At 37.8% G+C, this 23,210-nt stretch carries 21 protein-coding genes; 19 read left to right on the forward strand and 2 right to left on the reverse strand.

What is annotated here, in order from left to right; translation table 11 throughout:
- Position 1 precedes the first annotated feature (1 nt).
- From priA to spoVM, 9 genes are all read left to right on the forward strand, one after another.
- The gene (gene priA, locus BMW36_RS00245; RefSeq protein ID WP_089737792.1) at positions 2–2,410 is read left to right on the forward strand and encodes a primosomal protein N'; all 2,409 of its coding nucleotides are present in this window, start codon (positions 2–4) and stop codon (positions 2,408–2,410) included.
- Positions 2,411–2,423: 13 nt separating this feature from the next.
- Positions 2,424–3,362 carry a methionyl-tRNA formyltransferase gene (fmt, locus tag BMW36_RS00250; RefSeq protein WP_089737794.1) on the forward strand — a complete coding sequence of 313 codons (939 nt, stop codon included), beginning with the start codon at positions 2,424–2,426 and terminating at the stop codon, positions 3,360–3,362.
- Entirely contained in the window at positions 3,359–4,717 is a 1,359-nt protein-coding gene (gene rsmB / locus BMW36_RS00255; RefSeq protein ID WP_089737796.1) for a 16S rRNA (cytosine(967)-C(5))-methyltransferase RsmB, read from the forward strand. The genes fmt and rsmB overlap by 4 nt, the downstream gene beginning before the upstream one ends.
- A 27-nt stretch (positions 4,718–4,744) precedes the next feature.
- A complete protein-coding gene (locus BMW36_RS00260; protein WP_089737798.1) occupies positions 4,745–5,506 on the forward strand; it encodes a Stp1/IreP family PP2C-type Ser/Thr phosphatase in 762 nt (253 codons plus the stop codon).
- Positions 5,500–7,530: a Stk1 family PASTA domain-containing Ser/Thr kinase gene (gene pknB, locus BMW36_RS00265; RefSeq protein ID WP_089737800.1), complete on the forward strand. Its 2,031-nt coding sequence runs from the start codon at positions 5,500–5,502 to the stop codon at positions 7,528–7,530. Before BMW36_RS00260 ends, pknB begins: the two co-directional genes overlap by 7 nt.
- Positions 7,531–8,412, forward strand: coding sequence for a ribosome small subunit-dependent GTPase A (gene rsgA, locus BMW36_RS00270; RefSeq protein ID WP_089737802.1), 882 nt, complete (start codon positions 7,531–7,533; stop codon positions 8,410–8,412).
- 2 nt (positions 8,413–8,414) lie between these two features.
- Positions 8,415–9,065, forward strand: coding sequence for a ribulose-phosphate 3-epimerase (gene rpe, locus BMW36_RS00275; RefSeq protein WP_089737805.1), 651 nt, complete (start codon positions 8,415–8,417; stop codon positions 9,063–9,065).
- A gap of 23 nt (positions 9,066–9,088) precedes the next feature.
- Positions 9,089–9,742: a thiamine diphosphokinase gene (locus tag BMW36_RS00280; protein WP_089737807.1), complete on the forward strand. Its 654-nt coding sequence runs from the start codon at positions 9,089–9,091 to the stop codon at positions 9,740–9,742.
- A 94-nt stretch (positions 9,743–9,836) separates the two neighbouring features.
- Positions 9,837–9,917 (forward strand): stage V sporulation protein SpoVM, encoded by an 81-nt coding sequence (gene spoVM / locus BMW36_RS00285; RefSeq protein WP_139180281.1) that lies wholly within the window; start codon positions 9,837–9,839, stop codon positions 9,915–9,917.
- Between the two features lie 76 nt (positions 9,918–9,993).
- Here spoVM and rpmB read toward each other — a convergent pair whose 3' ends face one another.
- Entirely contained in the window at positions 9,994–10,182 is a 189-nt protein-coding gene (gene rpmB / locus BMW36_RS00290) for a 50S ribosomal protein L28 (protein WP_089737811.1), read from the reverse strand.
- Between the two features lie 313 nt (positions 10,183–10,495).
- On the opposite strand from rpmB, the gene BMW36_RS00295 reads away from it, so the two are divergent.
- The 9 genes from BMW36_RS00295 to rnc all read left to right on the forward strand — a co-directional run bounded on the left by BMW36_RS00295 (position 10,496) and on the right by rnc (position 19,160).
- Positions 10,496–10,858 (forward strand): Asp23/Gls24 family envelope stress response protein, encoded by a 363-nt coding sequence (locus BMW36_RS00295; protein WP_089737814.1) that lies wholly within the window; start codon positions 10,496–10,498, stop codon positions 10,856–10,858.
- Positions 10,859–10,874: 16 nt separating this feature from the next.
- Entirely contained in the window at positions 10,875–12,530 is a 1,656-nt protein-coding gene (locus BMW36_RS00300; RefSeq protein WP_089737816.1) for a DAK2 domain-containing protein, read from the forward strand.
- A gap of 127 nt (positions 12,531–12,657) precedes the next feature.
- Positions 12,658–14,691: an ATP-dependent DNA helicase RecG gene (recG, locus tag BMW36_RS00305; RefSeq protein WP_089737818.1), complete on the forward strand. Its 2,034-nt coding sequence runs from the start codon at positions 12,658–12,660 to the stop codon at positions 14,689–14,691.
- A gap of 139 nt (positions 14,692–14,830) precedes the next feature.
- A complete protein-coding gene (gene fapR / locus BMW36_RS00310; RefSeq protein WP_089737820.1) occupies positions 14,831–15,421 on the forward strand; it encodes a transcription factor FapR in 591 nt (196 codons plus the stop codon).
- Complete coding sequence (gene plsX / locus BMW36_RS00315; RefSeq protein ID WP_089737822.1) at positions 15,405–16,412, forward strand: phosphate acyltransferase PlsX; 1,008 nt, start codon at positions 15,405–15,407, stop codon at positions 16,410–16,412. The genes fapR and plsX overlap by 17 nt, the downstream gene beginning before the upstream one ends.
- A 1-nt stretch (position 16,413) precedes the next feature.
- The gene (gene fabD / locus BMW36_RS00320) at positions 16,414–17,367 is read left to right on the forward strand and encodes an ACP S-malonyltransferase (RefSeq protein WP_089737824.1); all 954 of its coding nucleotides are present in this window, start codon (positions 16,414–16,416) and stop codon (positions 17,365–17,367) included.
- Positions 17,361–18,101 carry a 3-oxoacyl-[acyl-carrier-protein] reductase gene (gene fabG, locus BMW36_RS00325; RefSeq protein WP_089737826.1) on the forward strand — a complete coding sequence of 247 codons (741 nt, stop codon included), beginning with the start codon at positions 17,361–17,363 and terminating at the stop codon, positions 18,099–18,101. The genes fabD and fabG overlap by 7 nt, the downstream gene beginning before the upstream one ends.
- A gap of 44 nt (positions 18,102–18,145) precedes the next feature.
- Positions 18,146–18,379 (forward strand): acyl carrier protein, encoded by a 234-nt coding sequence (locus tag BMW36_RS00330; protein WP_089737829.1) that lies wholly within the window; start codon positions 18,146–18,148, stop codon positions 18,377–18,379.
- A gap of 91 nt (positions 18,380–18,470) precedes the next feature.
- Complete coding sequence (gene rnc / locus BMW36_RS00335) at positions 18,471–19,160, forward strand: ribonuclease III (protein ID WP_089737832.1); 690 nt, start codon at positions 18,471–18,473, stop codon at positions 19,158–19,160.
- Positions 19,161–19,226: 66 nt separating this feature from the next.
- Here rnc and BMW36_RS00340 read toward each other — a convergent pair whose 3' ends face one another.
- Complete coding sequence (locus BMW36_RS00340) at positions 19,227–19,448, reverse strand: DUF1128 family protein (RefSeq protein WP_089737834.1); 222 nt, start codon at positions 19,446–19,448, stop codon at positions 19,227–19,229.
- Between the two features lie 189 nt (positions 19,449–19,637).
- On the opposite strand from BMW36_RS00340, the gene smc reads away from it, so the two are divergent.
- The gene (gene smc, locus BMW36_RS00345) at positions 19,638–23,204 is read left to right on the forward strand and encodes a chromosome segregation protein SMC (RefSeq protein WP_089737836.1); all 3,567 of its coding nucleotides are present in this window, start codon (positions 19,638–19,640) and stop codon (positions 23,202–23,204) included.
- The last annotated feature ends 6 nt before the right edge of the window (positions 23,205–23,210 follow it).

The raw sequence follows: 23,210 nt of genomic DNA on the forward strand, positions 1-23,210 counted from the left end.
TATGCTAATAGCTAAGGTGATTGTTGATGTGCCTACAAGTCAAACAAATCATTCTTTTGATTATCTAATACCGGACCACCTTACAGAATTAGTAAAGGAAGGGGTCCGGGTCTCTGTACCATTTGGTCCTAGGAAAGTAATGGGATTCGTTATTGGGATAGCAGATCAATCGGAGTTTAATAAACTGAGACCAGTTGATCAGGTGTTAGATATGACACCAGTGCTGACCCCTGAACTGCTAGAGTTAGGGAAATGGCTGGCAGATCAGACAGTCAGTTTCTATATTCAGGCATATCAAGCCATGCTGCCACAAGTTTTAAAAGCAAAATACAAGAAAGAAATTGAGTCATTAACAGAAGATCCTTTGCCTTATGGTTTGGACAAGTTATTTGCAGGAAGAGCTGTAATTGATTTCGACGAATTTGTGGAGCGAGAGGGTAACTATAGAGATTTGTTAAAATCTATCCATGAAGGCATTGTGCAAATTAATTATATGGTTCAGTCAAAAGAGACAGTTAAGAAAGTCGCGTTTATTGAACCGGACAAAGAGTTATACTTACTAGAGGAAGCATTGATAGATTTACCTAAAAACGCACAAAAGCAGAGAGTTATCCTCGAGTATTTTTTGAATGACCCTTTACCAGTACAAAAAAGCAAGTTAATTCAGCAATGTAATACTACTGCTTCAACAATTAAAGCACTTATAGATAAAGGATTATTAAAAAGTGTTGAAAAGAAACTGTATCGTAACCCTTATAATGATGACAGTTTTGAAAGAACAACTTCTCTGCCATTGAGCAGTCAGCAGAAACAGGCGATTACACCCATTTGGCAATCGATTGATGAGAATATGAACGATGTTTTTCTGCTCCATGGAGTGACAGGCAGTGGAAAAACAGAAGTATATCTTCAGGCAATTGAGAAGGTGTTGGAAAAAGGGAAAGAAGCAATCGTGTTAGTACCGGAAATTGCCCTGACACCACAAATGGTGAGAAGGTTTAAAGGGAGGTTCGGCGGCGATGTTGCTGTACTTCACAGTGCGCTATCACCAGGGGAGAAATTCGATGAGTGGACAAGAATCCATAAAAAAGAAGTCAGAGTAGTAGTAGGTGCGCGTTCCGCTATATTTGCACCATTTGAGAATTTAGGAATAATTATCATTGATGAAGAGCATGAAACTAGTTATAAGCAGGAAGAGCAGCCGCGCTACCATGCCAGAGAGGTTGCGAAATATCGTGGTGAGTTTCATCATTGCCCGGTTGTACTAGGTAGTGCTACTCCATTACTTGAGTCTTTTGCAAGAGCAAAAAAAGGTGTATATCAGTTATTGGAGATGCCTGACCGGATGAATGAACAGGAAATGCCGCCGGTAGAAATTGTTGACATGCGTGAGGAACTGCATCAGGGGAACCGCTCTATGTTTTCCAGAAGACTGCTTGAAGCAGTGAAATTAAGAATAGAAAAGAAAGAGCAAGTCGTACTTTTTTTAAATCGCAGAGGATATTCCACGTTCGTAATGTGCCGGGAATGTGGAGATGTAATGAAATGCCCTGCATGTGATATAGCACTGACATTTCATAAAAGCAGTCACCAATTAAAATGTCATTATTGTGATTTCCATATTCCAATGGTTAGAAATTGTCCTACGTGTGAGAGTGACCAGATAAGATATTTCGGGACAGGAACACAAAAAGTAGAGGAAGCATTGCGAGAAGCGGTGCCTGAAGCCAGAATTGTCCGGATGGATGTGGATACAACCAGAAGAAAAGGTGCGCATGAAAAACTATTAAATCAGTTTCAGGAGAAAAAAGCGGACATATTACTAGGAACGCAAATGATTGCAAAAGGCCTCGACTTCGAAGATGTGACATTAGTAGGGGTTTTAGCTGTTGATGCGATGTTAAATTTGCCGGATTTCCGTTCGTCTGAAAAGACATTTCAACTGTTAACACAAGTCAGTGGACGAGCGGGGCGACACAAACTGCCCGGTGAGGTTATTTTGCAAACATATTCAAAAGAACATTATGCCATCGAGCTTGCAAGCCAATATAACTATGAGCAGTTTTTTTTGCAAGAAATGCAAATGCGAAAAAACTTTCATTATCCGCCATACTTTTTCCTGACATTAATAAATGTCTCCCACCCCAATCAGCTAAAAGCAATGGAAGTGACAAAAACGATAAGCAGACTGCTGTATAAACATTTATCAGACAGTGTAACAATTCTTGGACCGACTCCATCACCAATTGAAAGGATAAACAATAGATATCGGTACCAGTGCATGATAAAATATAGAGATGAACCAGACCAGAGGAAAGTAATCCGTAAAATATTACGACATTATTATGATGAGATTCAGAAGAATGATTTAACAATACAAGTAGACTTTGAACCATATCAATTAATGTAAGTGAGGTAGAAGTATGAAAAATATTATATTTATGGGTACACCTGATTTTGCCGTACCTGTTTTAGAGAAGCTGATCGAGGATGAGTATCATATACAGCTCGTCGTAACTCAGCCAGATCGTCCGAAAGGGAGGAAAAAAGTTTTAACACCTCCACCTGTGAAGAGAGCAGCAGAAAAACACGGGCTGCCTGTTTTTCAGCCTGAAAAAATTAAAGATGACTATGAGAAAATTAATCAACTTCAGCCAGACCTGATTGTAACGGCTGCCTTCGGTCAAATTTTACCTGGAGGTTTATTGGATATTCCGAAATTCGGCTGTGTAAATGTTCATGCCTCTCTACTGCCAAGCTTAAGAGGGGGGGCACCAATTCATTATTCCATTCTGCAAGGACATGAGAAAACAGGTGTAACTATTATGTATATGGCAGAGAAACTGGACGCAGGTGATATTATCAGTCAGGCTGAGACCGATATCCTTGATGAAGATGATGTGGCGAGTTTACATGATAAGCTGTCCGTAATAGGAGCAGAGTTGTTATCAGAAACGTTACCAGCATTATTTAATGGCAAGATAGAGCCAGTAAAGCAAAACGAGGATTTAGCCACATATGCACCAAATATTCGTAGAGAAGAAGAAGAGATTGACTGGAGAAGAACTCAACAGGATGTGTATAATCATATCCGCGGATTACATCCATGGCCTGTAGCATTTACTAGATGGCAAGGGAAGAACATGAAAATATGGCGGGCTGAAAAATATAACAAAACAACAGAGCATCAACCAGGAGTAATTATTGACATAACAGACGACGGACTCATCGTAGCAACAGGCGATAATCTCTCGGTAAAAATTCTTGAGTTACAACCTGCGGGTAAAAAGAAGATGTCAGTAAGTGATTTCTTAAGAGGGATAAACCGTAATGATTTAATAGGAGCGAAATTAGGCGAATGAAGAGTGAAAAATATTTATTAAGAAGTATTGCACTGGAATTACTTGTTCGCATTGGCGAACAGGGAGGGTTTAGTCATTTAGCTATTGACCAGATGATGAAAAAGCACCAACTTGAAAAAAGGGATGGTGCATTGCTCACAGAAATTGTTTATGGAACTTTACAAAGAAAATTAACGATTGAATATTTTTTAGCATCTTTTGTTGATAAAAAGAAGAAAATGAATAATTGGGTAAAATGGCTGTTATATTTATCGATCTACCAAATGCATTATTTGGAAAAGGTACCAGACCATGCCATTATACATGAATCAGTTGAAATAGCTAAAAAGAAGGGTCACAAAGGAATCGCTAATTTTGTGAATGGTGTATTACGAACAGTACAAAGAGAGGGAGTACCTGACTTTTCTGAAATAAAAGATGAGGTTCACCGTTTAAGTATTTCCACAAGCCATCCATTATGGCTAGTTAAACGGTGGGTGGAACAGTATGGTTATCCTGTAACGGAAGCCATGTGTCAGGCAAACATGACACATAAGCAGATGACAATCCGCGTTCAGCCATTAAAAATAAGTAGGGATGAGCTAATATCAAACCTTGAAGAGGATGGATTCCAATTAAAGAAATCACAAATCTCAGATCAGGGAATTATTATTGAAAAAGGAAATGTGCTAAAACACCAGTCTTTTGACCAGAATTTGTTTACAGTTCAGGATGAAAGCTCCATGTTAGTTGCAGAGCTTATGGATCTTACTCAGGATATGGTCATATTAGATGCTTGCAGTGCACCTGGCGGTAAAACTACCCATATCGCTGAAAAAATTCACGATAATGGGCAGGTTTATGCATATGATTTACATGAAAAAAAAGCAAAGCTAGTAGAAAAGAAAGCGGAGCAGTTAGGGCTCTCTTCAATAATAACAGATCAGTCAGATGCCAGGAACCTGCATGAAAAGCATGATTCTAACACCTTTGATCGAATATTAATTGATGCACCGTGCTCCGGACTTGGTGTGCTGAAAAGCAAGCCGGATATAAGATATAATAAGAAAGAAGACGACATACACCATCTTGCAAAAATTCAAAAAGAAATATTAGACAAAGTATCCCCATTATTAAAAAATGGAGGTAAGTTAATATACAGTACATGTACGGTAGATAAAGAAGAAAACGAAAAAGTGATTTCTTATTTTCTAGGTCAGCACCCAGAGTTTCAGATTGACCCGGACTTCTTTAACCAAATACCAGCATTGCTGCAAAATAAACAAGGTGTATCGGAATGCGGAATGCAAATTTTCCCTCAGGATTTAAATAGTGACGGTTTTTTTATTACAAGGATGATAAAAGTGGAAAAATAAACTTTTCATGCAATTGAGGTGTGGTGAATGAGGTATTTTTACCGGTCAGATAAGGGTAAAGTTAGAGAAATTAATGAAGATGCAGCAGCTATTTACGAAAAGCCCGCTGCAGGACTAGTATTAGCAATAGTGGCTGATGGGATGGGTGGACACCAGGCTGGCGATGTTGCAAGTAAAATGGCAATCGAAAAATTGCTGGAAATCTGGCAGAACGATATCTTGTCCGTCAGTGACAAAGACAATGCTGAAGACTGGCTCAAAAATGCGGTCATACAGGCAAATAATCATGTATATGAGTATGCACAAAGTAAACGTTCATTAAAAGGGATGGGGACAACAATTGTAGCCTCCATTTGTTCCAATGATTACTTTGTGATTGCTCATATTGGTGACAGTCGGGCCTATCTATTAAATCAGGATCAATTACAGCAAGTTACAGCTGATCATTCATTAGTAGGAGAATTAGTTCGGTCAGGGCAATTGTCTGAAGAAGATGCATTGGTGCACCCTAGAAAAAATGTAATCCTAAAAGCACTTGGAACAGAAATGGATGTAACACCAGATATATACAGCTCGCAATGGCAAACATCTTCTGTTTTGCTGCTTTGTACAGACGGTCTTACTAATAAGGTATCTGACAAGGAAATTCAGCAAATATTAGGAAAAGAATGTACACAACAATCAATTGACCAATTAATTGAACTCGCAAATGATCGCGGTGGTGAGGATAATATTACTCTGGCAGTTATTAATCATCAAATGAATAAAGTTGGTGATTCCAATTGTTAGAAGGAAAGATTTTAAGTGAAAGATACAAATTATATAAGTTAATCGGCGGAGGCGGAATGGCTAACGTCTACTTGGGGACAGACCTTATTTTAAAACGGGAAGTTGCAATTAAAGTTTTACGCCTGGAATATGCTGATGATGACGAATTTATTTCAAGGTTTCACCGTGAAGCACAGGCAGCTACCAGCTTGTCCCATCCAAATATTGTGAGCATATATGATGTGGGAGAAGAAGGGAATATTTATTATATTGTCATGGAATACATTGATGGTATGACATTAAAACAGTATATCCAATTACATGCCCCACTGGAAGTTGAAGAAGTGATAGATATTATGAAGCAAATTACTTCAGGGATTGCTCATGCACATGATAATGGGATCATCCATCGGGATATTAAACCCCAAAACATGTTAATTGATGAATATGGTTTAGTAAAGGTGACAGATTTCGGAATTGCAACAGCTCTAAGTGCAACTGCTCTTACACAGACCAACTCAGTTCTTGGTTCCATACACTATCTCTCACCAGAGCAGGCAAGAGGAGTAAAAGCGAATAATAAATCAGATATTTATTCATTAGGAATAGTTATGTTTGAACTGTTAACAGGTAATTTGCCATTCTCTGGTCAATCACCTGTATCTATTGCTTTGAAGCACATGCAGAGAGATATGCCGTCTGTTCATGAATGGAATCACTCTATTCCTCAATCTGTTGAGAATATCATTTTAATTGCAACAACAAAAGCTCCTTATCAAAGGTACCCAAATGCACATGATATGCTTGCTGCTCTTGATAATGCTCTTGACCCTGATCAGCAGGATGTTCCTAAATTTGTCCCTCAAATAGCAAATGATGAGGATCAGACAAAAGCAATACCGATTGCACCAATAAAAAACATGAGTCAGGTAAACACAGATACAAGCAGAACAATGATACATAAGAAAAATGCGGAAAACAGTGAAGAAACTAACCCTAATGATGTTAAGAAAAAACGAAGCAAAAAAAGATTTATTATTTGGACCACCTCAATTGTTTTGGCTTTATTTGGAGCATTTTTACTTGCATTATTTGTGTTTCCTAATCTCTTTCAACCGAAAGATGTTAAAATTCCTGATGTTAGCGGAATGAGTTTTGAAGAAGCAGAAGAAGTCTTAAGTGAGAATGGATTATTGGCTGCAAGGGAAGATGAGCACAATGAAGAAATTGAAGAAGGCGATGTTATTGAAACTGTCCCAGGTGCTGACCAGACAGTTAAGGAAGGCAGAGAGATTACTGTCATTGTAAGTTCCGGCCCACAAACAGTGGAAATGAAGGATTACATTGGGGAAGATTTTGAACAAACCAAATCATTACTATTAGAAGCAGGGTTTAAAAATGTCATTGACTACGGGGTATTCCATGAAAAACCTGAAGGGGAAATAATATCACAACATCAGCCGGAAGCTGGATCTGAAGTGGTACCTGGCAGAACGTCGGTAATATTTGAAGTTAGTAAAGGCCAGGAAACATTCCGGTTAAACCGCTTAGTTGGAATGTCGGAAAGTGAAGCAGTGGACTATGTAAACAATAATGGTTTATCTGCTACTATTAATACAGCTTACCATGATGAAGTAAAAGAAGGGTATGTAATCGAACAAAGCCCTGCAGCCAGTTCTGAAGTGGTGGCTGGTGATGTTGTGACATTGACGATATCAAAAGGTCCGGATGAACCGGAACAGGTAACCCATACAGTAACTTTTACTGTTCCGTACACTAATACGAATCAACAGAGCAATAATGGTGAGGATCCTGAGGGTGAAGAAGAAACGAAGCCTGAACCACAATCTGTCAGTATATATGTAGAAGATGTAAATCACCGTATCCAGGAATTATATGATGAGGTAAAACTGATCACAGAGGATACACCGTTTGAAATTCATTTAACCATTGCCAGAGATGATAATGCCACATATAAGGTATTGCGGGATAATCAGTTATTAATTGAGAAGACGATAAAATATGAGGATGTAAAGGGTGAGTAAATGCCAAAAGGAAGAATTATTAAAGCACTAAGCGGTTTTTACTATATTATCTATAATGGTGAAATGATTCAATGCCGTGGTAGAGGTGTTTTCCGGCAAAGAAAGGTTTCCCCGCTTGTAGGAGATTTTGTCGAATTTGAATTTAGTGGTCAAAAAGAAGGCTACATTTTGTCTATTGAAGAGCGAGTTAATGAACTCGTTCGTCCGCCGATTGCGAACGTCGATCAGGCAATAATTGTTGCTTCACTTAAAGAACCTGATTTGAGTTTAAACTTATTGGATAAGTTTCTTGTGATGGTTGAAGCAAACTCCATTAGACCTTTATTATTTTTTACGAAGAAAGACCTCCTGAATGAGGAAGAAACAGAAATTTTACAGAGAAAGTTGTCTTATTACAGCGACATAGGATATTCCATCCGTTTCCTATCAACAAAGACAGATGATATAGCTGACCATATTGCCACATTTGTAGACGGTAAGGTTTCTGTGTTTGCAGGACAGTCTGGTGTCGGAAAATCCTCTCTGTTAAATGCACTGGTTCCGGATCTGGAACTGGAAACAAATCAAATATCAGAAAGTCTTGGCAGGGGAAAACATACGACCAGACATGTGGAGCTGATCCCGTTCAAACAAGGTCTTATTGCCGATACACCAGGTTTCAGTGCACTAGACTTTGCAGAACTTGAATTGGAAATGCTGCCAGATTGTTTTCCTGAATTTACTGAACGTAAATCAGAGTGTAAATTCAGGGGCTGCATGCATCTGAAAGAACCTAAATGTGCAGTAAAAGAAGCAGTAGCAAAAGATGAAATACTAGAAGAACGGTACAATAATTATGTACAATTTGTTGAAGAAATAAAACAGAGAAAGCCGAGGTATTAATCATGACAACAAAAATCGCACCATCAATATTATCTGCCGACTTTAGTATATTGCGGGAAGAGATCCTGGAAGTAGTTGAGGCTGGAGCCGATTATCTTCACATCGATGTAATGGATGGGCACTATGTACCTAACATAACAATTGGACCTTTAGTAGTGAAGTCTATTCGTCCCGTGACTCCAATTGTTTTTGATGTACATCTAATGATCGAAAATGCTGACAAGTATATACCTGAATTTGCTAATGCAGGGGCAGATATTATCACTGTACATGTTGAATCATGTCCTCACTTGCACAGAACGATCCACTTAATAAAGGAAACAGGAAAAAAAGCAGGTATTGTAATTAACCCTGCAACTCCTGTTGAAATGATCAAACCAGTGTTGCATCATATAGATTTAGTCTTATTTATGACGGTTAATCCAGGATTTGGCGGGCAGGAGTTTATACCTGAAGTTTTAGAGAAAGTAAAGCAAGCTGCTATCTGGAGAAAAGAGATGGACTTATCATTTGAAATAGAAGTTGATGGCGGAGTAAACCAGCATACAGCAAAATTATGTAAGGAAGCAGGGGTAGATATACTGGTAGCTGGAAGTGCAATCTTTAATGAAGAGAACCGGAAAAAAGCAATGGACACTATTAGAAATGCATAGTCTGTATGAAAGGGCAAGTTAAGATGAGAATTGGGATTGTTGCAGGTGGTCCGGAAAGATCTCTGGCTGAACTGACAGAATATAAAGAAATGATTGATTTGTGGATCGGCGCGGACAGAGGTACTGCCTATATTATGAAACATCAGCTTACCTTACATATTGCTGTAGGGGATTTTGATTCAGTTACTGAAACAGAATTAGCAAGCATACGCATGCATGCACAGCAGTTTGATCAATTTCCTGCAGAAAAAGATGAAACAGATTTGGAGATAGCTGTCCGTATCGCATTAACTCACTCTCCAGATGAGATCTATTTATTTGGTGTAACAGGCGGAAGGCTCGATCATGAATTGGTTAATGTTCAGTTATTATATCAATTAGTCAGTAAAGGCATAAAAGCAGCTATTATTGACAATACGAATCAATTATCCTTACATTTACCCGGAGTTCATACTGTCAGGAAAGAAGCGAACAACCAGTATATCTCATTTTTACCTTTTACTCACCATGTTGGCGGGCTAACTTTGACTGGTTTTTATTATCCTCTTGAAAACAAAACTATTGAATGGGGGGCAACTCTTTGTATCTCTAATCAAATAATTAATAACTATGGTACTTTTTCTTTTGACGATGGCATATTAATAATGATAAAGAGTATCGAACCATTCAAGAAGTAAATGTTGACTGAGTTTCAGCAATTATAGCGATAATATATCCATTTTATCAGCTAGTCTTGAAAGTATGTTTCTTTACATGGTGAGGAGGGGTATGATGAAATTCTATACAATTAAGCTCCCGAAATTTATTGGCGGATTTATCCGGGCGTTATTAGGGTCAGGGAGCAAGAAGTGATCTCTCAATTCATTGGCAAGGAAATATAGAAAAAAGCTCCTAAATGATATAGGAGCTTTTTTCTAACTAATTATTATTATACGCGTTCTACTTTTCCGGATTTAAGCGCACGAGCTGAAACATACACGCGTTTTGGTTTTCCATCAACCATAATTCTAACTTTTTGTACGTTAGCTTTCCATTTACGCTTGCTTGAATTCATAGCGTGTGAACGGCTATTTCCTGCAGTCGTTTTGCGTCCTGTTACTACACATTTACGTCCCATAGTTTTATTCCCTCCTACCTAACACTAACTCTATACATACTTATATAATTTATCATAGTTCGGGTTATAATGCAATTTATTCTCAGATATTTTTTGGCATTGATTAATTTTTATGTTAAATTCCTGTTAGTATAAGTAATACTAATATGAAAGAATGGTATAGACAGTAGTAGCTTGACAGAAAGCAATTTTTCATACATTCTATAATGGATAAGATTCTTTTCATCATTAACTAATTTCGCGCAATTTGCTTAATATTAAAGAAGATACTTGTGTTGACATAATCCAGACGAATTCATAGGAGGTTTTAGATATGTCGATAGAATTAATTACAAGTGATGGTCATGTAACGATAACAAATGAAGTTATTGCTACAGTCGCTGGTGGAGCTGCAATAGAATGTTACGGTATTGTTGGCATGGCATCCAAAAATCAATTGCGGGATGGCATTGCAGAAATTCTTCGTAAAGAGAATTTTTCAAAAGGAATTGTTGTAAGACAAGATGCAGAAGATATACATATCGACATGTATATTATTGTCAGCTATGGAACGAAAATATCTGAAGTAGCACACAATGTACAGTCACAAGTAAAATATAACCTTGAAAAAATATTAGGTCTTCATATAAAATCAATTAATATTTTCATTCAGGGTGTACGAGTAAGTCAAGATTAGAGGGAGGAAGTCTGAAGTGACATTAAAAAAGATTAATGGGGCGACTTTTGCTCGGATGGTGCTAGCTGGTGCAAATCATTTGTCGAATAATGCAGATAAAATAGATGCACTGAATGTTTTCCCGGTACCTGATGGGGATACTGGAACAAACATGAATTTATCGATTACATCAGGAGCAAACGAAGTAAAAAAAGTGATGAATGAATCTGTTACCGTTGTAGCTAACGCATTTGCAAAAGGATTGTTAATGGGTGCGAGGGGAAACTCTGGTGTTATTTTGTCCCAATTATTTCGCGGTTTCGCAAGGGGATTAGAGGGAAAAGAAGAGTTAGATATTGAAGGTTTCGTTTCAGCACTGGACAGCGGAGTTAAAACTGCCTATAAAGCTGTAATGAAACCAGTAGAAGGTACGATCTTAACTGTAGCAAAAGATACTGCTGCGGATGCTAGTGAGTTAGCTAAATCTGAAACTGACCTTGATTCGTTTATGGAGAAGGTTTTACAAGCATCGAGAAAATCACTCAAGAGAACACCTGATTTACTTCCTGTTCTAAAAGAAGTAGGTGTTGTGGATAGCGGGGGTCAAGGCTTAGTTGTTATATATGAAGGTTTCCTTGCAGGATTAAGAGGTGAGGAACTGCCGGAGAATGTAGCCGATACGATGGATCTTGAAGACCTTGTTCATGCGGAGCATCATAAACAGGCCCAAGGCTTTATGAATACAGATGAAATTGAATTTGGTTACTGTACAGAATTTATGGTTCGATTTGAAGAGGATAAATTGAAGCAGCATCCATATGATGAAGCTGCTTTCCGGGAGGAACTTAGCAATCACGGCGACTCATTGCTGGTGGTGTCAGATGATGAAATCGTAAAAGTTCACATTCATGCAGAATACCCTGGTGATGTATTTAATTTAGGGCAAAGGTATGGAAGTTTTATTAACTTAAAAGTAGAGAACATGCGTGAACAGCATTCTAACATAGTTAATAAGGAACAGAATAGTAAGAAAAAAGCTTTCGGAATTGTGACAGTTGCTATGGGCGATGGAATAACCGAACTGTTTAAAAGTCTTGGTGCAACGGTAGTCATTCAGGGTGGACAAACTATGAATCCTAGTACTCAGGATTTAGCTGATGCGATCAGTCAAACTAATGCTGAGAATGTTATTGTTTTACCAAATAATAAAAACATAGTGATGGCTGCTGAGCAAGCCGCAGAATTATCTGAAGTAAATGTTGTGGTCGTACCAACTAAAACGATTCCACAAGGAATGGCAGCTTTATTAGTATATAATCCTGATACAAACCTGGATGAAAATAAAGCACAGATGGAGGAAGCAAGTAAAGCAGTAAAAACAGGACAAGTTACTTATGCGGTAAGAGACACACAAATTGACGGATTGAACATCCAAAATGGACATTACATGGGACTTGCCGATGGAAAAATAAAAACAACTGATCCTAAGCAGCTGGAAGTAGTTAAGGCCCTTCTTAATGAAATGGTAGATGGGGATGAGGATGAGATTATTACAATTTTACGTGGAGAAGGCACAACAGACAATGAAGAATCAGAAATCGTTTCATTCATAGAAAATCAATATCCGGACATAGAGGTAGAAGTACATCACGGAAATCAACCAATCTATTCATATATATTCTCGATTGAATAATTCGAAGCTCTATCTAATACAGATAGAGCTTTCTTATCATATTTAAAATTTATAAATTGTACACTGATCTTGAGCGGTATATAACCATATATTTTTTATTTGTAATAAGGCAGAAAGGGGGATGGTAATGTTGGAGAAATCCATTCAGGATGTTAAAGGGATTGGTCCTAAAATGTATGAAAAACTTGCCGAAATGGGAATAACAACACTAGAAGATTTGCTCTACTATTTTCCCAACCGTTATGATCATTATGAACAAAAGCCACTTCATGATTTAATTCATGAAGAAAAAGTTACGATCGCCGGACAAGTCATACAGGAACCGGTTGTACAATATTATAATAGAAAGAGATCAAGATTGACTGTGTCTATCCGGGTGGATGGTGCGGTTGTAAAAGGAGTGCTTTTCAATAGAGCGTATGCTAAGAATCATTTCACCCCAGGGGAAGTGGTCACAGTTAGCGGGAAATGGGACCAGCACAGATTACAAGTGACGATTGATCAATACCAAAAGGGTACAGTAGAAAATAATAGCCCAATTACTCCAATATACCCATTGAAAGGCGATATTAAAAACAACCAAGTGATTAAGATTATTTCACAGACAATAGATGAAACACTTAATACTGTGGAAGAGTTTTTACCAGAACAATTTATTGAGAATTACCGACTGCCAACAAGGAGAGATGCAATTAAACAAATTCACTTTCCGGATAATTTCACGAGCTTAAAACATGCAAAACGCCGATTTGTCTACGAAGAATTATTAATCTTCCAATTAAAAATGCAATTATTCCGCAAGAAAACGAAAGAAGCAACAACCGGAAACGCCCAAAAATATGATAAAGAAAAAGTGAATCATTTAATTAAGCAACTTCCATTCACTTTAACAAATGCGCAAATAAAGAGTTTAAAGGAAATTCTGCGAGATTTGGAGTCCCCTCACCGAATGAACCGATTATTGCAGGGAGATGTAGGTTCAGGGAAGACAGCAGTAGCTATCGTCAGCCTATTTGCTTCTGTGACTGCTGGAAAACAAGCTGCATTTATGGTGCCAACTGAAATTTTAGCAGAGCAGCATGAACATTCATTACAATCTATTCTTCCAGCTAATATACGAATTGCTCGGTTAACCGGATCGGTGAAAGGTAAAAAGAGAAAAGAAATAATACAGAAATTAGCAGACGGAGAGATCGATGTTATTATCGGCACACATGCGCTTATTCAGGATGATGTGTATTTTGCTAATTTAGGTTATGTAATTATTGATGAACAGCACCGATTTGGTGTGAACCAAAGAAATACATTGAAAGAAAAAGGAATCCTGGCAGATATTCTTTTTATGACTGCAACACCTATTCCGCGTACTTTATCGATTACAGCGTTTGGTGATATGGATGTATCCAAAATTGATGAAATGCCAAAAGGCAGAAAAACTGTCGAGACATACTGGGTGAAGCATAATATGCTGAATCGGATCCTTTCTTTTATCTATAAAGAATTAAAAAATGGATCTCAGGCATATGTTGTCTGCCCGTTAATTGAGGAATCAGATAAACTGGATATACAGAATGCAATCGATTTATTTATGCAATTACAGGAAGCACTCCGGGGAAAAGTAAGAGTAGGACTAATGCATGGAAGGCTATCAAACGAAGAAAAAGAACAAGTAATGGCTGATTTCACTTCCAATCAGATTCAGCTTTTAGTTTCTACTACCGTAGTGGAAGTAGGTGTGAACGTTCCTAATGCGACAATTATGATGATACAGGATGCTGACCGTTTTGGTTTATCGCAATTGCACCAATTGAGAGGAAGGGTCGGCAGAGGGGAGAAACAGAGTTACTGTATCTTAGTAGCTGATCCTAAAGGTGATACTGGTAAAGAGAGAATGAGAATTATGACGGAAACCACAGATGGATTTATTTTAGCAGAAAAGGACCTGGAGTTACGGGGACCTGGTGATGTTTTTGGTGTGAAACAGAGCGGGGTTCCGGAATTTAAAGTTGCTGATCTGGTTCATGACTACAGAGCACTGGAAACAGCTCGCAACGATGCAATGGATATTGTAATGAACAAAAGGTGGAAAGAGCCTGAATTTAGCAGGTTGTTTCAGTTCTTGAAAAAAGAGTTTTCTATGTTCGATGATTTATTAAATTAGATTTACTTGCATATTTACTTTCCATATTATATATTACTATTAGTACCTAGTCATAAGTTATCTACAGGGATAAACATTGGGCTCCCTGGCTGATTGAGTTCTCACTTTATGATGTTCAACTAATTGGATGGTGTTTCGGATGAAAAAAACAAAAAAAGAAAGACAGAAATTATTAATAGATACAATTAAAGATCAACCTTTTATTACGGATGAGAAACTTGCACAGAATTTTGATGTAAGTATACAAACAATACGGTTAGACAGGATGGAGCTGGGTATTCCGGAACTGCGGGAAAGAATTAAGTCTGTTGCTACATCTAATTGGAATGAAACGGTAAAAGCTCTTCCAATTGATGAAGTAATTGGTGAAATTATTGATTTGGAATTAGACTACCGTGCCATTTCGATTTTGGATATTACTGCAGAGCATGTTTTCTCAAGAAACAAAATTGCAAGGGGCCATCATTTGTTTGCCCAGGCAAATTCTCTAGCTGTTGCTGTTATTAATGATGAACTTGCACTGACTGCCAATGCAATGATTAAGTTTACAAGGCAAGTTGTGGAAGGTGAGCGAGTAATAGCAAAAGCAAATGTAAAGAAAAATGAAGCAAAAAACAGAACAGTTGTGGAAGTTATCAGTAATGTTGATAATGAGATTGTTTTTAAAGGCGAATTTGAAATGTACAGATCCAATGAAAAGGAAGGGATCGTTAATGAAAATAGCAATTGATGCAATGGGCGGCGATCATGCGCCAAAAGAGATTGTACTCGGGGCACTTAAGGCAGTAGAAACGTTTAAAAGCCTGGAAATCACCCTTGTCGGTGATGAAACAAAAATTCTGGAATACCTGCCTGATAATACTGCTTCTGTTAATATTCTTCATACAGATGAAAAGATCACCAGTGAGGATGAACCGGTCAAAGCTGTGAGAAGAAAGAAAAAAGCCTCTCTGGTATTAATGGCAAACGAAGTAAAAGAAGGCAGGGCGGATGCCTGTATATCAGCAGGTAATACTGGAGCTCTTATGAGTGCAGGATTATTCGTCATCGGCAGGATTAAAGGGATTGACAGACCAGCATTAAGTCCAACTTTACCTACAGTAAATGGTGAAGGATTTTTATTGCTGGATGTTGGTGCAAATGTGGATGCAAAACCCCAGCACCTCATGCAATATGGAATTATGGGTTCCATATATATGGAAAAAGTCCGCCAAATTTCGAAGCCTCGTGTCGGCTTATTAAATGTCGGAACAGAAAATGGCAAGGGAAATGACTTGACCAAAAAAGCGTTCGAATTATTAGACAATGCACCGATCAACTTTGTTGGAAATGTGGAAGCAAGAGACCTCCTTGAAGGAGCCGCAGATGTTGTAGTAACAGATGGTTTTAGTGGGAATGTTGCTTTGAAAACGATCGAAGGAACAGCACTGACATTATTCTCTATGTTAAAAGATAAGTTTATGTCAAATACCAAAACTAAGATTGCTGCAGTTTTAGCTAAAAATGAACTACGAGGTCTTAAAGATCAATTAGATTATTCAGAATATGGCGGTGCAGCGTTATTTGGCTTAAAAGCGCCTGTTATTAAAGCACATGGGTCTTCAAACAGGCAGGCTGTCTTTAGTGCCATCCAGCAAACAATTAATATTGTTGAAAAAGAGGTTGTCATGAAAATTGAATCGGAAGTGAAACATCTACCGAAACAAGGGGAGGAGCAGTGATTTGAAGAAATTAGCATTCGTCTTTCCAGGCCAGGGCTCTCAGACAGTTGGCATGGGGAAAGATTTATATAACCATTTTGATCAGGTAAAGCAAATGTTCCAACAAGCAAATGAAGCTTTAGGTTATAACCTGACTTCCATTATGTTTGAAGGACCTGAAACAGAATTAACCAAAACGGAAAATGCCCAGCCCGCATTGTTGCTAATGAGTGCAGCAATTACTGAAGTATTAAAAGAAGAGCAAATTATGGCAACCGTTACTGCGGGTCACAGTCTAGGTGAGTACAGTGCACTGGTAGCATCTAATTCCATATCATATATTGATGCAGTACAATTAGTACATAAAAGGGGAAAATTAATGGAAAATGCCTATCCGGCTGGTAAAGGCGCGATGGCGGCGGTTCTTGGGATGGAGCAGAACATTTTGGAAAAAGAACTGGAGAAGATTCGTGATTTACATAACCAGGTCATTGAAATTGCCAACCTTAATTGTCCAGGTCAAATTGTTATCTCCGGGACAAAAGAAGGGATTGATGTCTCCACTTCTTTATTAAAGGATGCAGGCGCAAAACGTGTTCTCCCATTATCAGTAAGTGGACCGTTTCACTCTAGTTTAATGAAACCTGCGGCAAAAGCATTTCATCAGGAAGTGGTGACTGCTGACTGGAAAGATGCATCGATTCCTGTATATGCTAACGTTTCTGCAAGCAAAGTGACCAGCAAGGACGAAATTCAGGATTTATTAGTGAAACAACTGTATTCTCCTGTTAGATTTGAAGAAATTATTGAGCAGATTCTAACAGAAGATATTGATGCGATTGTAGAAATCGGTAATGGTAAAGTACTGACAGGCTTAGTGAAAAAGGTGAATCGCAGGGCTTCTGTATTCAATATTTTTGATGTAGAATCATTACATTCATTTATTAGCTGGGTGAAGGAGGAAGCAACATGTTAAATGGGAAAGTAGCACTTATAACTGGTGCTTCACGAGGGATAGGTCGTGCAATTGCCCTTAATTATGCCAGAAATGGTGCAAAAGTGGCAGTGAATTATGCAGGCAATGAAGAGAAAGCGCAGCAAGTAGTTAATGAAATCACACAAAATGGTGGCCAGGCAATAAAAATCAAAGCAAATGTCAGTAAAGATGCTGAAGTAAAAGCAATGGTAAAAGAGGTTGTTCAAACCTTTGGCAGTTTGGATATACTAGTAAACAATGCTGGTATTACCCGTGATAACTTAATTATGCGAATGAGTGAAGCTGATTTTGATGAGGTAATTGATATAAACCTTAAAGGTGTCTTTCTCTGTACAAAAGGAGTTACCCGCCAAATGATGAAACAGAAAAGCGGCCGGATAATCAATGTGTCTTCAGTTGTAGGGGTAAGCGGTAATCCCGGACAAGCTAATTATGTTTCTGCTAAAGCAGGAGTGATTGGGTTAACGAAGACAACTGCAAAGGAATTGGCGATGAGAAACATCCTTGTCAATGCGATTGCGCCTGGTTTTATCGAGACAGATATGACAGATCAATTAACAGATGAACAAAAAGAACAGATGCTTTCACTTATTCCGCTGCACAAGCTTGGCCAAGCAGAAGATGTCGCAAATGTTGCCCTGTTCTTAGCTTCAGAGCAATCTAATTATGTGACTGGACAAACAATTCAAGTTGATGGTGGAATGGTGATGTAATTTTATAAAAAAACTGCTATACTTTGAAAGGAGGTGACGGAAAAATGTCAAATACTTTTGAAAAAGTTAAACAAATCGTGGTAGACCATTTAGATGTTGATGAGGATAAAGTAACTCTTGAGGCATCATTTAAAGATGATTTAGAAGCAGACTCTTTAGATGTAGTAGAACTTGTAATGGAACTTGAAGATGAGTTCGATATGGAAATCGCGGATGAAGATGCTGAAAAAATCGCTACAGTAGGTGATGCTGTAAATTACATAGACAGCAACAGCTAATGACTGAGACAGAGAAGCCTTACGAATTGTAGGGCTTCTCTTACAAGTGAAAAAGTGCAATCGTTTTATTTTATATTGGTAGGTGATGGAAATGAATGATTTTACCTTATTGCAGCAGGAACTGGATATATTTTTTAAAGACGAAAAATTACTGCGCCAAGCCTTTACTCATTCATCATATGTGAATGAGCACCGGAAGAAAAAATTATCGGATAATGAACGATTGGAGTTTCTAGGCGATGCGGTTTTGGAATTAGGTGTCTCCCAATATCTTTTTCGTGAATTTAAGGATATGGCGGAAGGTGACTTGACGAAATTACGAGCATCAATCGTCTGTGAACCTGCACTTGTGAAATTTGCAGAAGACTTGAAATTTAACCAGTATGTTTTATTGGGAAAAGGAGAAGAAATGACTGGCGGAAGAAATCGCCCCGCATTACTCGCTGATGTGTTTGAAGCGTTTATTGGCGCGTTGTATCTAGATCAGGGATATGATCAAGTTATTTCTTTCCTGAAAAATTATGTTTATCCGAAAATAACAACCGGTGCTTTTTCGCATACGATGGATTATAAAAGTCAATTGCAGGAAATGGTACAGCAATTTAAAAACAGAGTAGTCGAATATGATATAGTTGATGAGAAGGGTCCGGCCCATGATCGTGAATTTTACGCTGTTGTGACGATTAATGGAAGGATCGAAGGTAAGGGATTAGGCAGAACAAAGAAAGAAGCAGAACAACGCGCTGCAAAGCAAGCATTAGATGAAATGAAAGTGAAATAATATGGACAAGCAAAGCAAGAGGGACAGGAACTTAATTTTTCCATTTCTCTTGCTTTTATCCATTCTTTATTTTCGGTAATTTTTCAATTCTTCGATGAAAGCGTTTGTTTCTGCAACTGTCAGTTTGCCCTTATGTTTTAATAATGCATGTAATTCTTCAATTTCATCAAACTTTTCGAAATCATAATCTTTTGGATCCATTAAAGAACTGTTAACAACTTGCAGCATTCTTCCCATTTCCTCAATCATCTGATTGAAATTCTCATGTGATCTTGTTTTTTTACTCATATTACCATCACTCCCAACTTTTAATCTGTAATGTTCCGAGGGTAAACCGATGGAAAGACTTGCTAATAACCACCGCGCTCTATTCTTTCTTCTCACACCCTACTCTTTATGATAAAATAAATTAGTTGAAAAGCAACCATATTATTAACAAAAATAAATAATGCAACGTTAGATATAGGGGTTTTTATAATGTTTTTAAAACAATTAGATACATTAGGATTCAAATCATTCGCTGAGCGTGTACGAGTTGATTTTGTACCAGGGGTTACAGCAGTTGTGGGACCAAATGGAAGTGGAAAAAGCAACATAACAGATGCTATCAGATGGGTTCTTGGTGAGCAGTCTGCAAAGTCACTGCGCGGTACCAAAATGGAAGATATCATATTTCAGGGCAGTGAATCGCGAAAAGCCTTAAATATGGCCGAAGTAACATTAACCCTCGATAATACAGACCGGAAGCTTCCGGTAGATTATCAGGAAGTTAGTGTAACAAGGCGGGTATACCGTTCAGGAGATAGTGAATTTCTCCTTAATAAGCAACAGTGCCGTCTAAAAGATATCACAGATTTATTTATAGACTCAGGGCTTGGCAGAGAAGCATTTTCTATCATCAGTCAGGGAAAAGTGGAAGAAATACTCAGTTCCAAATCCGAAGATCGCAGGATTATTTTTGAAGAAGCTGCAGGGGTTTTGAAATATAAAAATCGCAAGAAACAAGCTGAGTATAAATTAGCAGAAACTCAGGAAAATCTGAACAGAGTTGAGGATATTATTTATGAAATATCCGGGCAACTGCATCCGCTTGAAGAGCAGGCGGCTGTAGCCAAAGAATATTTGGAACATAAAGAAAGGCTAACAACTCATGAGGTTGGTGTGCTCGTAAAAGAAATCGAAATGCTTCATCGACAATATGAGGAAACAATAGAAAAACTACGAGTTAATCATTCCAGCCAAGAAGTAAAGCGGATTGAGATTAATAAAAAAAATAACTCTTTGCAACAGAATAAATCATCTATGCAGAAAGTAGATTACAATATTCAATCATTACAAGACAGCTTACTTGAGCTGACAAAATCTGTTGAGAATTTAGAGGGAAATAAGAAGATTTTCCATGAAAGATTAAATCACTATGAAGAGAATAAACGGAATCTGCAAAATCAGTTAAATAAGTTAACGGCAAAGCTTGCTCATTCTGAAAAAGTAGTAAAGGATGAGAAAGAAAAGTTACAATTACTGCAGAAAGCCAAGCAATCCAACTCTAAAGAAATAACAGAAGTTACAAAATTGCTGGATGAAGGAAAAGTAACAATAGAAGAAGACTTGGAATCGTTAAAAAGTGATTACATAGACTTGCTAAATGAACAAGCGGCGAAACGTAATGAGCAAAATTCCATTAAACAACAATTAGACAGAATTACTGGTAAAAGAAGTTTGCAAGCAAATAAATGGCAAGACTCGCTGGAGGAGCGTGATCTCCTTACAGATCAGGTAAAGAAAAGTGAGAAAAATCATCAACTAATGAGCGAGAAATTGACAGATTTGAAAAATCGTACTTCAGAGCTGGAACGAAAGGTTATTGTTGAAACAAACTTATACCAGGATATGGAGCAAAAGTATTATAAAGGATTGCAGGTACTGGAAAATTTAAAGTCAAAGAAGGAACTATTAGAGGAATTAAAGGAAGACTTTCAAGGTTTTTATGCTGGTGTAAAAGAGATATTAAAAGCAAGGGAAAATAACCAATTAGCTGGAATCCACGGTGCAATACCTGAATTGGTTACTTTTGATGACAGTCTGGTTGACGCTATGGAAACAGCACTGGGAGCTCAGGCACAACACATCGTAGTAGATGATGAGAATTTGGCTAGAAAAGCGATTGAATGGTTAAAAAAGACGAATAAAGGAAGAGCAACATTTCTGCCAATCACAACAATGCAGCCTAAGTCTATTCCACATCATTTGATCCAGCAAATTAATGACAACCAAGGGTTTATCGGGATCGGGTCAGATTTGATTCAATATGATAAGAAATACGCAAATGTTATGAAAGCATTGCTTGGTAATGTTATTATTGCGAAAACTTTAAAAGATGCCAACGACTTCGCAGCTCAAACAAACAGACGTTACCGGATAGTCACACTTGACGGCGACATTGTGAACCCTGGTGGATCAATGTCAGGGGGAGCGAAAAAGAAAACTAACCAGTCGCTTTTTACAAGAGAACGTGAATTGAAGTCAATTAACGAGAAATGTATCTCTTATCAGTCGAGAATTGATGATTTTATGTCAAAGTTGAAAGAGCAGAAAATTGTTCTTGAGAAAGTTAATGAGGAAAAAAAGCAAAAACAGACTGAATTGGAAGAATTAGATGAACAACATCGAAAAGAAACAAGCCGTTTAAAAGAAGCAGAATTATCTTTAAAACATTTAAATCAACGATTATCTATCTATGATCAGGATAAATCGCAACAGGAAAAGGATGAAATAGACTTAAAATCACAAGCCAGCGAAAATGAAAATGTTTTGCAAGAGTTACAAAATCAATTAACCATTACCGAAAAGAAAATCAATCATTTAACAGAAGAGCATAGCAGCTATGAAGAGAAAGAACAGCAATTGAAAAATAAGTTACAAACACTCCAGGTAAAAGACGCAGAGCTTAACGCGCAGTTGACTAATCAAAAAGAAAAAGTTGACAGTCTAAAACAGGAATTATCGGTTTTACAGACGGAGTATAGTGACTCTGCTCAACAATTGAACCAGTTGGAGCAGTTAAAACATTCCCAGCAAACAGAAGAAGAAATCGAAGAGGAAATTAGTCAAACAAAGCAGCGTAAAAGTGATATACAGCAACAATTACAGAAAGAGCGGGAGCAGCGATCTATCCTCAATCAAACGATTGAGTCAGAGGATTTGGAGATTAAGAAGTTAACAGAAGAAGATCACCAATTATCTAAACATATTCAGGAATTAGAAATTACTAAGAACCGTCTGGAAGTGGACTTAGATAATAGATTAGAGATTCTCGAAAATGAATATGAGATGACATTTGAGAAAGCACAAAGTAATTATCCAAAACCAGATGATCTAGATGATGCCAAACGCAAAGTGAAGCTGATTAAACGTTCGATCGAAGAATTAGGTACAATCAATTTAGGTGCGATTGATGAGTATGATAGAATTAAAGAGAGGTATGACTTTCTAACACAGCAGCAAACAGATTTAATTGAAGCTAAACGAACGTTATATGATATTATTGCAGAGATGGATGAGGAAATGACAAAGCGTTTCGAATCAACCTTCTCTCAAATTAAAGAAGAATTTCAACAGGTTTTCAAGAAATTATTTGGGGGAGGACAAGCAGAGCTGCGCTTAACTGATCCCTCGCATTTACTAACAACAGGTGTAGATATTATTGCACAGCCTCCAGGCAAGAAACTTCAGCAACTTGGTTTATTATCAGGGGGCGAGAGGGCGTTAACAGCGATTGCGTTATTATTTGCCATTTTACGAGTGAGACCTGTACCATTTTGTGTGCTGGACGAAGTGGAAGCAGCACTGGATGAAGCAAATGTAACAAGGTTTGCCCAATATTTAAAACACTATAGTTCTGAAACTCAATTTATTGTGATTACCCACCGTAAAGGGACGATGGAAGAGGCAGATGTACTTTATGGTGTTACAATGCAAGAGTCCGGGGTGTCCAGGTTGGTGTCCGTTAAATTGGAAGATACTCAGGAACTTTTAGAAGCATAGAAAATG

It is taken from the genome of Gracilibacillus ureilyticus (assembly GCF_900111195.1).
Taxonomy (GTDB): domain Bacteria; phylum Bacillota; class Bacilli; order Bacillales; family Amphibacillaceae; genus Gracilibacillus; species Gracilibacillus ureilyticus.